At 60.4% G+C, this 13,372-nt stretch carries 12 protein-coding genes and 2 pseudogenes; 7 read left to right on the top strand and 7 right to left on the bottom strand.

Features of this window, described 5'->3' with window-relative positions:
* Positions 1–128: 128 nt before the first annotated feature.
* Both YY7_RS0118290 and YY7_RS0118285 read right to left on the bottom strand, forming a co-directional pair.
* Positions 129–509, bottom strand: coding sequence for a type II toxin-antitoxin system VapC family toxin (locus YY7_RS0118290; protein WP_028164502.1), 381 nt, complete (start codon positions 507–509; stop codon positions 129–131).
* On the bottom strand, positions 509–754 hold the full coding sequence (locus YY7_RS0118285) for a type II toxin-antitoxin system VapB family antitoxin (protein ID WP_028164501.1): 246 nt from the start codon (positions 752–754) through the stop codon (positions 509–511). Before YY7_RS0118285 ends, YY7_RS0118290 begins: the two co-directional genes overlap by 1 nt.
* Positions 755–2,548: 1,794 nt before the next feature.
* Here YY7_RS0118285 and repA point away from each other — a divergent pair.
* From repA to repC, 3 genes are all read left to right on the top strand, one after another.
* Complete coding sequence (gene repA / locus YY7_RS0118280; RefSeq protein ID WP_028164500.1) at positions 2,549–3,763, top strand: plasmid partitioning protein RepA; 1,215 nt, start codon at positions 2,549–2,551, stop codon at positions 3,761–3,763.
* Positions 3,760–4,779 (top strand): plasmid partitioning protein RepB, encoded by a 1,020-nt coding sequence (gene repB / locus YY7_RS0118275; protein ID WP_028164499.1) that lies wholly within the window; start codon positions 3,760–3,762, stop codon positions 4,777–4,779. The genes repA and repB overlap by 4 nt, the downstream gene beginning before the upstream one ends.
* A gap of 197 nt (positions 4,780–4,976) precedes the next feature.
* On the top strand, positions 4,977–6,209 hold the full coding sequence (gene repC / locus YY7_RS0118270) for a plasmid replication protein RepC (protein WP_028164498.1): 1,233 nt from the start codon (positions 4,977–4,979) through the stop codon (positions 6,207–6,209).
* Positions 6,210–6,820: 611 nt separating this feature from the next.
* On the opposite strand, the gene YY7_RS61925 is transcribed toward repC, so the two are convergent.
* From YY7_RS61925 to YY7_RS0118250, 3 genes and pseudogenes are all read right to left on the bottom strand, one after another.
* Complete coding sequence (locus tag YY7_RS61925; RefSeq protein ID WP_196237284.1) at positions 6,821–6,979, bottom strand: hypothetical protein; 159 nt, start codon at positions 6,977–6,979, stop codon at positions 6,821–6,823.
* A gap of 268 nt (positions 6,980–7,247) precedes the next feature.
* A pseudogene (locus YY7_RS63220) lies at positions 7,248–7,448 on the bottom strand (hypothetical protein).
* 191 nt (positions 7,449–7,639) lie between these two features.
* Positions 7,640–8,929 carry a DUF2235 domain-containing protein gene (locus YY7_RS0118250; protein ID WP_245287316.1) on the bottom strand — a complete coding sequence of 430 codons (1,290 nt, stop codon included), beginning with the start codon at positions 8,927–8,929 and terminating at the stop codon, positions 7,640–7,642.
* Between the two features lie 701 nt (positions 8,930–9,630).
* On the opposite strand from YY7_RS0118250, the gene YY7_RS0118240 reads away from it, so the two are divergent.
* Together YY7_RS0118240 and YY7_RS61920 are read left to right on the top strand one after the other, a co-directional pair.
* Complete coding sequence (locus YY7_RS0118240; protein ID WP_028164494.1) at positions 9,631–9,942, top strand: DUF736 domain-containing protein; 312 nt, start codon at positions 9,631–9,633, stop codon at positions 9,940–9,942.
* A gap of 62 nt (positions 9,943–10,004) precedes the next feature.
* Entirely contained in the window at positions 10,005–10,148 is a 144-nt protein-coding gene (locus YY7_RS61920) for a hypothetical protein (RefSeq protein ID WP_196237283.1), read from the top strand.
* Positions 10,149–10,164: 16 nt separating this feature from the next.
* On the opposite strand, the pseudogene YY7_RS52035 reads toward YY7_RS61920, so the two are convergent.
* Both YY7_RS52035 and YY7_RS0118225 read right to left on the bottom strand, forming a co-directional pair.
* A pseudogene (locus tag YY7_RS52035) lies at positions 10,165–10,468 on the bottom strand (HU family DNA-binding protein).
* Between the two features lie 106 nt (positions 10,469–10,574).
* Positions 10,575–10,835, bottom strand: coding sequence for a WGR domain-containing protein (locus YY7_RS0118225; RefSeq protein WP_028164493.1), 261 nt, complete (start codon positions 10,833–10,835; stop codon positions 10,575–10,577).
* Between the two features lie 606 nt (positions 10,836–11,441).
* Between YY7_RS0118225 and YY7_RS0118220 the strand changes: the two genes are divergently transcribed.
* Positions 11,442–12,326 (top strand): ParA family protein, encoded by an 885-nt coding sequence (locus tag YY7_RS0118220; protein WP_245287315.1) that lies wholly within the window; start codon positions 11,442–11,444, stop codon positions 12,324–12,326.
* 35 nt (positions 12,327–12,361) lie between these two features.
* A complete protein-coding gene (locus YY7_RS52030; RefSeq protein WP_245287314.1) occupies positions 12,362–13,297 on the top strand; it encodes a ParB/RepB/Spo0J family partition protein in 936 nt (311 codons plus the stop codon).
* Positions 13,298–13,372: the final 75 nt, after the last annotated feature.

Here is a 13,372-nt window from a genome sequence, read left to right as displayed (position 1 = left end):
CCTCGTGGATCAGATCGACTGTCGTCACGGCTATCGGGCTGCCTTCCTCGCCGCGGTTCGGTGGCTTCGCCGCGAATCAGCGTTCATTACTTCTGCCACACTGAGGCTCGCTCCGATAGTAGCACTTGTCAGGCCGCCTCGATGTCGGTCTGCGGAAAATCGGCGCCCTTGAACATTAACGGTTCCCCAAGATATCGAGCGCAGGCGTAGGCGAAACAGTCCCCGAAATTGAGCCGAGCCGGGTGTCGGCCCTTGCCGAAGCGGTCGAAGGCGTCGAGCGCGATGCGGGCGTTCACCATTTTGATTTCCATCAGCGCGAGATAGCTCTCGACCGCTTCGGCCGCCGCGGCGATCGGCAGATCGAGCACGCGGGCGATGGCAATCGCCGCCTCCCACACAGCCAGCGGCGAGGTCAGCCGGGTTGTGCTTTGCTGCACGCGCGCCAGCAACTCGCGCGCCTCGTCTTCGTCGGTGAGCATCGCGGTGAGCGCCGAAGCGTCGATGAACATCAGGACTCCTCGTACAGGCTGTCGCGGAATGCCTTGTCAGCAGGCTTGCCGCTCTGCGGATTGCCCTTTGCCTTCAAATCGCGACAAAACTGGACGCCCAGGTCGACTAATGACGGCTTGCCCTGCTCGCGCTCAAGTTCATGGGCGAGTGCCGTGTGCACGGCCTCGGTCAGCCCGATTTTCTTCAGCGCCGCGACCCTGCGGGCCAGCGCGTCAGTCTCCGGATTCTTGATATGGAAGGCCATGCGGCGCTCCTCTAGCGTATATCGTGTATCCTTATATAACATTCCGGATACACCGCGTGAAGGCCGGGTCTTCTCGCGAAATCTGATGGAGAAGGTCGTAAAGCGCACGGGGGCCGGAGATTTATGGTTAGCATTCTATGAATGCCACCTACTGGCCTTCCGGGCGCTGTTTCCCATCAAGACCACACGCCATGACCTCGACCGGACTCGGGCCGGGGGACAACCCGGTCCCAGCTCCTGAACTCATTAGGGCGCGGATCGTCGACGACTAGAGAAGGACGCGCGTCGGCGGCTGGAAGGCACAGATTGTTGTCAGCTGACAACATCTATTTCCTTGGTAGGCCTAGGCTCTTCTTGTCAGCTGACAACAGTGCTCCAGCGGCCGGTTACTACCCAGCAGCGGAGCGCGAGGCGACTTTCCGCTCCCGATCGGCCTCATTCGGCGTCACGCAACTCCGCGAGATTGGATTGTAGATCCGCCTTGCTGCCCTGCCGATGGAGTGGCGTTCCGACGCTGGATGCTGCGGATCAGCTTCCTGACAGGCTGGATCGAGGCGTGAGCTCAGCCTACTCTTTTGAACGATCCATGGTCAGCGCATCGATCCGATGCCGACCGTGATCCAAGGTCCGGCGGCGCCTCCCCCCTGCCCGACCGCGACGCCGCCATCCCGTTGGGCGGGTCCGGACTAAGGGGGACGTTGTCAGCTGACAACAATTAGTGCGGCGTCCCCGATGGGACGACGACGTCCCCCTGCGATCGAAACGTCTCGTCCAGGAAGGGATCCGATGTGGCGTGCTCGCCTCGAACTCGAAGGCTCGCGATGGTATCTGGGGTATCTGGACGCCAGGCGTTAAGATTGGATCCGGCCCGGCGCGAGGTCGATCCGCCGCACGGCCGTTCCGGTTAAGGTGGTCGCCCGACTGCGCATTGGCTTCCTTCGCCGAAGCAGATCGCATGTGCCGCCGATGAGGAGGGGCCCCGCAGCGCGAGGTGTTGGTCGGCCTTGCGGCTGGCGGTTCGGGGCTCGGTATAGCCGGCAGCGCAACAGCAGGCGCGAATGATCCGGAATGCATTCGGTGGATTACTCGACGTTTGTTCGTTCGGCTGATTGGCGGAGACCTGCTACCGTGTGGGGCTCCCTGTTGCCTTGGCAAGCGGTGGCCCAGCTTAGGGCCGCAGTGGCGCGTCGATCCACACCGCGATAGATAGCCCAGCGTGCCGCTCGAGCTAGCGAACACTTCCCGCCGTTCGCGATCCAGCTCCGGCGCTTCAACGAGATGGGGAGGGCGCTTTTAGTGGGACCATCGGCCCTCGGCATCGGGTGCGAGCCCACAGTACATTATGAGGAATGCGATTCTCCGGGGCAACGACTTGCTGGGAAACGGGGAATAGCGACGCCCGCGCGGCATGGATCAACCGCTCGTCAAACGGCAGTGCGCGCCGACTTGGACGCCAGAAACGAGGGGGTTTGCTGCGCAGGACGGAGGCGTCGGCGCATCCGTCCGATAGCAACACCGATCGGTGAAGCAGGTGGAGAGGTACAAAATGACGCTCGGGGATCCGCGCAGCCCAGCCGACTCACGCTATAGTAAAGGCTCTACCGGGTGGGGCCGTTGTTGTCAGCTGACAACAACATCGCGATGCGTCCAAAAAGCCGCTGCTCGCTGTTGGGCATGGCATCGAGCGTTAAGAACTCGTTAACCCTTTATTTCTTGCTCAAATCATAGAATCGTGGCCATCTCTCAAGACGGAGATTAAGCGTCTGACGCGTAGAAACCGTCTTGAGAAGGCAAATGGCGATCCTAGCGGAAGATTCGGTTACGATGAGCGAGACTGCGTCTGCGCGGATATCTCGGCATGCCGGCATTCTTTCCGGCCAGCTTCGCTCGCTCGCGACGACGCTTTTCCCGCCTTCGGCGAGCAAGTCGCTCCGTTCGTTCACCTCAGGGGAGGTCGCGCGAATTGCGGGTGTGTCCGATGGGTACCTTCGGCAGCTCTCTCTCGACGGACTGGGACCGACCCCAGCGACGGGTCTTGGCGGACGCCGATCCTATACCTTGGCCCAGATTCATGAGTTGCGCGGGTATCTCGCCACCTCACGGCCTCGAGAAGCACTGGAATTTCTCCCGCGCCGCCGCCCTGGTGACAAGCTCCAAATCATCACCGTCGCGAACTTCAAAGGCGGCTCCGCCAAGACAACGACGGCCTTGTATCTTTCGCAATACCTCGCCCTTGCCGGCTTTAGGGTCCTCGCGATTGACCTCGATCCGCAGGCTTCCCTGTCAGCAATGTTTGGCTACCAACCCGAGTTTGACATCGCGGCGAACGAAACCCTCTACGGTGCCATACGATATGATGAGCACCGGCGGCCAATGCGCGAGGTCGTTCGGCCGAGCTATTTTGACGGGATAGGTCTCGTGCCAGGCAATCTCGAGCTTATGGAGTTCGAGCACACCACGCCTCGAGCAATGGTCGAGCGGCGTGAACGCGGACACGATCTCTTCTTTCGCCGTGTCGCCAGCGCCATCGACCAGGTCGCCGACGACTATGACGTCGTCGTCATCGACTGCCCACCCCAACTTGGTTACTTGACCATGGGCGCGCTAAACGCGGCGACCGCGATGCTCGTGACCATCCATCCTCAGATGGTCGATGTCGCATCCATGAGCCAATTTCTCCTCATGACGTCGGACCTCATGTCGGTCATCGAGGAGGCTGGCGGGCGACTCGATCACGATTTCATCCGGTATGTCATCACGCGTCACGATCCCAATGACGTGCCCGAAGCTCAAATTGTGGCGCTCCTCCGGACCCTTTTTGGATCGGATGTGCTCCAGGCCACGGTGTGGAAATCGACCGCGATCGCCAATGCTGGTCTCACCAAGCAATCACTTTATGAGCTGGAGCGCGGTGCCGTAGGGCGGGGCGCCTACGACCGGGCATTGGAATCGGTCGACGCGGTCAATGCCGAAATCGCGCAACTTCTCAAGAAGGTGTGGGGTCGATGAGCAAACGTACAGACACCATCAAGAGCCTTTTCACGGCCCCGCAATCAACAGCGTTGTCAGCTGACAACATGCCCGGTGCCCTGCCGCGGGTCTCGTCCGGCTCGGTCCGCTCGTTGAAAGACTCTTTTTCCGAAGTCGAAAAAGAGAACGAGGAGCTGCGCGACAAAATTGCATCCGGGGCTGTGATCCTTGAAATCGACCCCTCGCTTATCGATCCGTCGCCGCTAGCCGACCGGTTTCGCGACCAGGATGATAGCTCGTTCGAGTCGCTTAAGCAGTCGATCGCACAGCGTGGTCAAGAGGTACCCATTCTTGTTCGGGAGCATCCTGAAGCAAAAGGGCGCTACCAGAGTGCGTATGGTCATCGCCGCGTCCGCGCCACACGCGAACTGGGCATTCCGGTCAAAGCGATCCTGCGAGCGTTGTCAGATGAAGCGCTTGTCGTGGCGCAAGGACTCGAGAACGCACAACGCGAAGATCTGAGCTTCATTGAGCGCGCCACCTTCGCGATGCATATCGAAGATGCCGGGCATAGCCGAGCAATCGCGCAAGATGCGTTGTCGATTGATCGGGCAGAGGCCTCGAAACTACTTGCTGTCGCTCGATCGGTTCCAGCCGAAGTTGTTCAAGCAATCGGGAAGGCTCCGAAAGTTGGCCGCGGCCGGTGGCAGTCATTCGCTGAATTGATCAAGGATGCCGCGGCGCTCAAACGTGTCAGAGCGGCGATCGCTGAACCGAAATTTGCGGAGCGAGAAACCGACGCCCGCTTTCTCGCAGCATTCACAGCGGCAAGCCGTCCATCTTCTGCGGGGACATCGAAGGCTTCGGAAGAGAAGCCGATCTTTTCCGCATCCGGCGATAAGATTGCGCACGTGCGTCACGCCGAGCGCGAATTGAAGCTTACCCTCGACAAGAATGTCTCGGCGACATTTGCAGCATTTCTTGTCGACCAACTCCCGGCCCTGTTCGACGCCTTTTCCAAAACGAGCGGCGGTCAGGAAACTACCGAGGCCTGACGGCCTCGTCCCGTAAACACCAACCAGGAGCAGACAAGGCAAAAGAAAAAGGCCCCCGAAACGGAGTTCCGGAAGCCCTTCTCTTCAAGTTTGGCGACTGACAGAGAATCACTTTCGCGAATCGCAGTCAAGAGTTTCTACGCGATTTTATCGTCGTTTCGGCGAGCAGGTTTCCTTTGCCCAGCTGAGGCAAAGACATGCAGTCACACTCTCCAACGGCGCCTTTCGGGCGGCGATCGTTGACGCTTGCCCATGTCGCAAGCCACATGGTCACAACCGAACGCCGTCCCGAAAAGATCGTGCACAAATGGAAGGTCTTCCACGCCATCTGCACGGCACGGCCGCGCCTAGGCGTGTCGGAGCGCTCGCTCTCGGTCTTAAACGCGCTCCTGACCTTCCATCCTGAGACCGCGCTCACAGGAGAGGATGATCTGATCGTCTTCCCGTCGAACCATCAGCTCAGTCGGCGGGCGCACGGCATGCCGGCATCGACACTGCGACGCCACCTCGCTGTGCTGGTCGACGCTGGGCTGATCGTTCGGCGCGACAGCCCAAATGGCAAGCGCTATGCTCGGAAGGACGATGCCGGCGAAATCGAGCTCGCCTTCGGCTTCGATCTGTCGCCGCTTGTCGTGCGCTCTGAGGAGTTCGAGAGCCTGGCGGCTGATATCGAAGCCGAGGCCCGTGCACTCAAGCTGGTCCGCGAACGGATCACGCTGTGCCGGCGCGACATCGCGAAGATGATTGCAACCGGCATCGAGGAAGGCGTTCCAACGCGAAGGGCAGGGCGGGGGCCGGCCGATTGGCAGGAAGTGCATGCCGCCTTCCGCGCAATGGTCGCTCAGATTCCGCGCACTGCGACCCGCCAAGAGCTCGAGCCGATCGCTGACGAGTTGTCGCAACTAGCTGACGATGTGCTCAATCTCTTGGAAGCACATATCAAATCCAAGAATCCGAGCGCCAATGAGTCCCATTCTGAGCGCCACATACAGAATTCAAATCCAGACACCCCTATTGATCTTGAACCTAGCCTTCACGAAGGCCGGGCGGCGAGAGCTGAGCCAAAACCTCAACCATCGCGAGTCGCCGAGAGTTCGTATCCGTTGGGAATGGTCCTGAGTGCATGCCCGGACATCGTCGATTATGCGAAGGGTGGGATTTCGAACTGGCGCGATTTCCTCGCCACGGCGGCTGTTGTGCGATCGATGCTGGGGATCAGCCCGAGCGCCTGGGAGGAGGCGCAAACCGTCCTGGGTGAAATGCAGGCCGCGGTGGTTGTCGCCTGCATCTTGCAGCGTGGCACAGCGATTAGATCGGCTGGCGGCTACTTGCGCGGGTTGACGCGGAAAGCGGAGCTCGGAGAGTTTTCTCTTGGGCCGATCCTGATGTCGCAGATCAACTCCCGGCTCCATGAAAAACGGACGGCCTGACCGATGGGTGAGCGTCTCTGTGCGCCATCGCCTCGGCTCGGGCTGACGCGTCGTGGTCTGAGCTTGCGGTTAAGGTCGAATGCGGCCTTGGCTGCGGCGTCCAATACCCATCAGGCGCCGCGCAGGAGACTGGCGCCCCCGAGATCGTCCGTGCGGCGATTGCGAACCCCGGTGGTCATGCGCCGGCGGCGGCGGATAGCGAGGTTGTTTTGCGAGCGCGCCGCTCTGCCGACCGACCGGAACCCGCTGGGATGGCTGCGGCACCTCAAAACGTCAGGCCAACGCTGCGAACGAGGCTGAGCAAGGTCGATGAGAAGGCTCGCGGGCAACGCGCCAGCGGAAGGAACAACGCCCGGCGGAAGGCCGAGTGAAGTGCGGAGGCGTCACGGACGAACGGGCGTGTAAGTCGCGATAGAGGGTAAGAGGAGGTAGCCCTCGACGAGGCGTAGCGGGAGCACGATGAGAAAGTGGAGGAGATCGAAACGGAGCGTGCTGCGCTCGATGAATGCGCTCAGGCTGAGGACGCCCACTGACGGATACATAAGGAGACGCCGCAGGAAGCGTCTGCGTCGAGTGGCGAGTAGGCCGTAACTTCGTCGGGCTGTCTTCCTTCAGAACAGCTCGGTCCCAAGAGCGGGGCCGAAAGCCATGGCCGCCACAATGGACAGCAGCAGACCGGCGCCGCAGAAGATCGCGACGGTCTTCAGGTCCTCGACGTCGGTTTCCGCATGGGTGACGCGAGAGAGCGCCCTCGCCAAGGTGGCAATCATCTGAACTAGCTCTCAATGACAGCTCGATTTTCGAGAGCCCATTCGCGGGCAAGCTTGCTCGTTGCGCCAAGTTTCGTGCCGCCCGACTTGCCGTCGATGACCATCGATCCAGGCGCAGTCGAGCGCCATATAGCCTCGCAGCGAATGCGAAATGCGGGCGGCCAAGATGCCTCTGGACCGATCAGGACAGTCAGTGACCAGTCGCCCCGGTTGATGAAAACGCGGAAAACCGACGACCGGGTCGCGCAGTCCACCAGGATGGGATTCGCTAAGCTTCGCCGGAGCTGGAAAACAGGACGGTGGGCGGCGTCGCACGCGGGGGCGGGATGGATCGACCGCTTGTGGATTCTGGTCTGCTCTTCAGGTCCTATCGTTGGGCTAGGTCGAGCAGCCGCCGCCTGGTGAACGGGTCCGCATTTTCGGCCAAATCGCGCGCCCGCTGCGCGAAGCCCCTGTAGAAATCTTCCACGACGCTACCCCCGCAACTTCACTGAAGGGATTATTTCAATCTTGACGCGCTGCGCGTCAAGCGAGCGGGACGCATTCGGACAGATTTCGGCGCTTATCGTCGAAGGCGTGGGCCTGGTGGCCGAGCGGGTTCTTTCCGGAACGCCGTGAAGCCGCTCGTGCACGTCACGATTTCTTTGCCGCCCCGAACTGCTATGGATCGGCCACGGCTACGCTGGGATCGTCGGCGCGGACTGAGCTCTGCAGCTGGCCCGGATCCACGTTTTTGCGCTTAGCCCATTCCACGAGGTTCTGCGGCCGGTAGGTCGGATCGGCCCGCCATCGTTTGAAGACGTTGGCGTCGACGGTCTCGTTAATGTTGGTGTGAGTTCCGTCGTCGCGCACGTCCGGCGCTGCGCCAATAGTTCGATAAAATGGCCGCGGAGAGACGATCTGGTAGGCGCCGTACATGAACGCCCTGTAGGAGTTTGCAATCTTCGCGGTGACAGCGTCGCCGTCCAGATCGACTTTTGACCGGAAAGCCAGCCCCTGCGACTCCGCCTTCTTCATCAACCAGCGCAGCGGGGGCTGCGCGAGCAGATCGGTTTCGTAACCGCCGCCGACGTTGGCGTGCGCGCCCACAAACCAACGTTGTTCGACGCTCGAAAGCGGTCGCGGCTTGGCGGTGCTGCGATGGACATCCCAGATCGTGGGCGCGAACTTGGCGCGATGCTCATCGATGGCGAGCGCGTGATAGCCGTTCTGGATGGGAAGACGCAATCCTGTCTGCAGATAGTCGAACTGCGAAGTGCTGATGCCGGTGAAATCGCCCGCCGCGATGCCTATCGAGCCGACGGTATCCCACACGCCCACCACCTTGACGTTTACAGGCCGCGCGTATTTGAGCAGCCACTTCTCTTGGTCAGATATCTTGGCGATATCGCGGGCCGCCTCGATCTCCTTCAGCTTCCAGATCGTCTCCTCATCGCCCCTTTTGTAGCGATCGAAGAGTTCGTTCACGCCGATCGGCGAACCCTGCTGCAGTAATCCGTCGATGGCGATCAGGCCCGCCAGCGCTCTGGCGGTGTACGCGCCGCGGCTGAAGCCGAAGATGAAGATCTCGTCTCCGTCCCGGTAGTTTTCGATCAGCCACTCGTAAGCCAGGCGGATGTTATCATCGAGTCCTTGCCCGAAGGCACCGCCCAGAAAGCCGTTCACACCGACGGAATAGTAGATCAATTGAGGCTTGCCGTCCTTGCCCGTCGGCGCGCACAGAGAGCGCATGCGCCACACGTTCGTGTTGGTGTCGACGCTATTCCACGTACCGTCGAGAAAGACCGCCAAGCGCTTCTGCTGCTGCTGATCCACGCTGGCGAGGCTAGATTGGTTGCCGCCCTTTTCACCCGGGCGGCCGATGAAGACGCCGATGGCGATCATCACAGCCACCACGCCCAGGAGAATGATCGAGTGCGCGATCCGCCAGACCGAGTGCCAAACTTTCATTCCTCACCTCGATGGTCTTGGGGGTGGTTAGGATGGAACTCATTCGGCCTCGGCAGGGCTTGTCGTCAACCCCGCCGCGAGTAGATCCATAGTTACTCGTATTGCTCATGAAGCTTGGCGCGTGGCCCCGGCGGGCAGGGAACGCTTCCGCGGCTGCAGACGGATTCGACGCGGACGGCAGCGACTGGACGCGAGGTCGGGATCCTGGTGCTCCAACGAGCCAAACAATGAGTTACAAGCAGCGTCCCATGGCGGCATAGGCGACTTCGACAGGTGCGCCGAATTGCTGACAGTGCAATTTCCATTGCAAGTGATGACGCGGCACCTAGTTGGCCTGCTTAAGGTGAACTGCGTTTTGCTCCTACGCCCGTTGCATTACGATCCGAATGGCTGAACCGATTGGGCCGCCTGTCTTCATTCCATGTGTTTTCCCGATGGGCGCGCCCATCTGCGTCCTCGATAGAGGCTGGTCTGACCGGAGGCCGATCCCGCTTCGCGGGCTCTCGATCTTGTCCCCGCAACGTCCGTCCTCGACTTTCTTCCCCTGGTGCTGCGCACCATTCCTCGCGGTCCAAGAAAGTCGCTGCCGGCCGCCCTCCATTTCATTTCGGCCCTCTGGGTGCAGGTCGATCGCCTCCGGTCTCACGACCGCCATCGAGGTCGCGATAGGCGCGGCCCGAGAAAACCAAGGGAATGAGACAATGGCTACCATCGGCACCTTCACCTCCACGGACAATGGCTTCTCCGGCGCGATCAAGACGCTCAACCTCAACGTCAAGGCCAAGCTGATCCGCGTCGAAAATCCTTCCGACAAGGGACCGCACTTCCGCATCTACTCGGGCAACGTCGAATTGGGTGCGGCCTGGCAGAAGACCGCCAAGGAGACCGAGCGCGACTACCTCTCCGTCAAGCTGGACGATCCGAGCTTCCCCGCTCCGATCTACGCCACCCTGACCGAGGTCGAGGGTGCCGAGGGCCTCCAGCTGATCTGGTCCCGGCCGAACCGGGACTGAAGCTCAGCAAGCGGGCTCCGCCGCAAGGCGGGGCCTGCTTTCCTTCGACAGGAGATGCGATCATGACCATCGACACCCTTGAAGAATTGTGCGCCGAGCTGCGCGAATGCGTCTTCACGCCGGCGGAGCGCAAGGCGCTCGAACGCGAGCTGGCTGAACTCATCCGCCAACGCAACGAAGCGCTCGCAGCCGGGGAGGGGGCATAACCCCTTGCCTTGCATCTTACGTCGCACCTTCGCTAGGGACCTCTGCTCCGTTGAGAACATCCTTGATGGCTTTGGCCGGCGTAAAGGTCAGCTTCTTGGAAGCTGCGATCGCAATCGTTGCGCCGGTCGACGGATTGCGGCCCTCACGGGCGGGGCTATCCTTGAGCTTGAACTTGCCGAACCCGGGAAGACTCGTCTCGGCTCCGCTCGCGGCCGCATCAGCGATCGCCTTGAACACGCTATCGACGATTGTTTTCGCCTGAGCCTTTCAGGTCGTTCTCGGCTGCAATCTTTTCGGCGATCTCATTGGCAGTCGTCATGAGACGAACTCCGTCTTGTTTCGATTTTGCTCGTCTGACGCCAAAGCAGTGGAACAGATAGAGCCGACATCACAAGCGGAGCCGCAGTCCCCGAAAAATTGTAAGGCTATGACAGGTTTCCGTCCGCTGCAGCGTAACCGCGCCTCCGCTTGGCACGCTCCAGCCGTTCGAACGCTTCGACCGCCTCTGCACTGCCATCGAAGGTCTGCACCATGGTCTGGCCGTTCGTGCCGATCCGGCCCCAATTGCGGATCAGCGACATTTCTCCAAACAAGGTCGGCTGCGTCGATAGCGCATAAAACCGCAGCATGTTGCGAGCGGCATCGATTCGGCGCAGATGAAGCGGTTCTGGTTCGGGTTTCGGCACGGACGGATTCTTGCTTTCTTCGCAAGAGCCGTCCAATGAGTTTTATGAATCGACCGGGTAGATCGATTCATTTTGTCGATAGGTCAATTGCGCTGGAAATGCGGGGATCCGTCGCCGGATTAGACCTTTCCTCAACGGAGACTTCGATATCGGGACGCGCGCGTCGCAATGCTCGGCCTGCGCCGGTCTTTATCGCAATAGCATGCGGTAGGAGATCGGCCTTTGATTCAAGGCTTCCTACGGCCAGTGTTTGGCAGATTGGCGACTTTGTCGCTACAGCGGGCGGCCTCGAGAAGGGCGAAACGAATCTTTTTCGCGACAGGTAGAACGTATTCCCATCGATGCAGATAGTCGTCGCATAGAAGAATTCGTATCCAGCGGGTCCACTCTTTCAGCAATGTCCGCTTGGGCGAGCCCCTCCGGGGACGGCTCTACTCGCGCCGCCGCGGCGACGCTCCCGGAGCCCACAATGGTCTCCGCGCATTCGCGTGACGATCCTCTCGCGACCGTGCCGCAGCAACGAGCATGAGCCCAGTCTCGCTTGCCAGAATTTGTTCGTCCCGATGGACTATGGAGACCTGACTCTTCTGGCAGCGGATTCGCCGGATGAATTTGGGGATCGTCCCACGATCGGATTCGCAATCCGCTGTTGGTTCAAACCAACATCCCACATGTCATGACGGACGAGAATATGACTCTCGCGCCGTCAGGCTCATTTCGGACCTTAATATGAAGACCATTGTCATCAACAATCAAAAGGGCGGGGTCGGCAAGACGACACTTGCTGTGCATTTGGCTTGGTTCATGGCGGAAACGAAGCTCCGCGTTCTCGTGATCGACGTCGATGCGCAGAGCAATGCGTCGGATACGCTGAGGCACTACGCCGGTTCAACGTTAGCCACGGATTTGTTCAGGCCGGGGATACGGGTCGTACCTCGAGACGACGAAGGCCTAACGCTCGCGCCGGCCGATAGCTCACTGACCGATCTCGATCGCAGCAACGCGGTCGCCATAACGACTCTGCAAGAGAACCTCGCTATCGCCTCGGATCAGTTCGATGCCTGCGTCATCGATACGCCGCCATCACTTGGACTTCGCAGTGTCGGTTGCTTGGTTGCGGCCTCGCATGTGCTAGCCCCGATTTATCTCGAGGACTATTCGATCAGGGGCGTCAAAGGTCTGATGCAAACCGTGATCGGCGTGCAGAGGCGCTATGGCCGCCAGGATACGAAGTTCCTCGGGTTGCTGCCTTCGAACTTCAACACGAAGTCGCCTCGTCAAAGGACTCATCTTGAGCAACTCTTGCGCGAGGCTGGCAAATATGTGTTCCCGGGCCAGATCGTTGCTAGGGACGGCTACGCTGAAGCCGTCGCGGAACGCCTGCCGGTCTGGAAGCTGAAGCACCGCTCTGCGCAGGAGGCTGGTCGGGAAATCCGGGATGTTCTCGCCAAGATCGTCGCGCAGATGGACGAGTCGGCACATGGCGCTTGATCTCAGCTTTAAGCAGCTCATCGCCGCCGCGGAAGATGGTGCCGCCACAATCGGGCAACCGACTTGCATCTCTATCGACCGTATTGACGAAGATCCGGACCAGCCCCGTCGCAGCTTCGACGAACAAAAAGCTCGAGGAGCTTGCGGAATCGGTCCGTCAGCATGGCGTGCTGCAACCGATCGTGCTGCGGCAAGCGACTGACGAAGGCCGGTATGTGATCGTCATGGGAGCAAGGCGGTATCGTGCTGCCAAGCGCGCCGGGCTCCGTGACATGCCGGCTTTCGTTCATGCCGCTGGTTCTGCGGATCGTTATCTCCAGATGATCGAGAATATCCAGCGCGATGACCTCAATGCCCCAGAAATAGCGGCGTTCATCGCGGACCGCTTGGAGCAGGGTGACAACCAAGCTGACATCTCGCGCAAGCTCGGTAAGCCCAGGGACTGGGTGTCTCGCTACGCGTCGGTTCAGAATATGCCGGAGTTCCTTCGGTCGAAGCTTGCCGGCTCATCAATCCGTGCTGTGTATGAACTCTACCAAGCCTGGCGTGAGCAGCCCAACGCGGTCGAGGCCTTATGCGCAGCACAGGAAAGCTTCACCGACGCACACGCCCGCCAACTGGCCCGCGAAGTTCGCACGAAAGTCCGCGGTTCCTCTGCTGATCACGAAGGGGCTCCTGGAGCTCAACCACTACGAGGCCCGGTCGCACCGCAAGTGGCATCGCAACCCAGAGAGAGAGGCCGTGAGGCGGCTGCCGCGGGAAAGCTCCCCAACTCTTCGGTCGATCGGAGCGAGCGAATGGGCACATCACTGACGATAAGAGTACGTCACCAAGATCGCAGGGGCTGTCTTCTGGTCGATCGGCTCGCGTCTCAAGGCTCACGCCATGCCGTGCTGCTGATCGATGGCGCAGAAGTAGCGGAAGAGGTTCCAGCATCGACCATCACAATCGAAGAGATCCTATCGGCATGAAGCTGCTCTTAGACAGCCTCCTCGGAAGCACTGCTCCAGTTGGTGCGCCGGCGGAGCGGATTTCCGATCCGAAGG

The sequence above is a fragment of the Bradyrhizobium elkanii WSM2783 genome (assembly GCF_000472865.1).
Classification (GTDB): domain Bacteria; phylum Pseudomonadota; class Alphaproteobacteria; order Rhizobiales; family Xanthobacteraceae; genus Bradyrhizobium; species Bradyrhizobium elkanii_A.
This window is presented reverse-complemented; position numbering and strand designations above follow the sequence as displayed.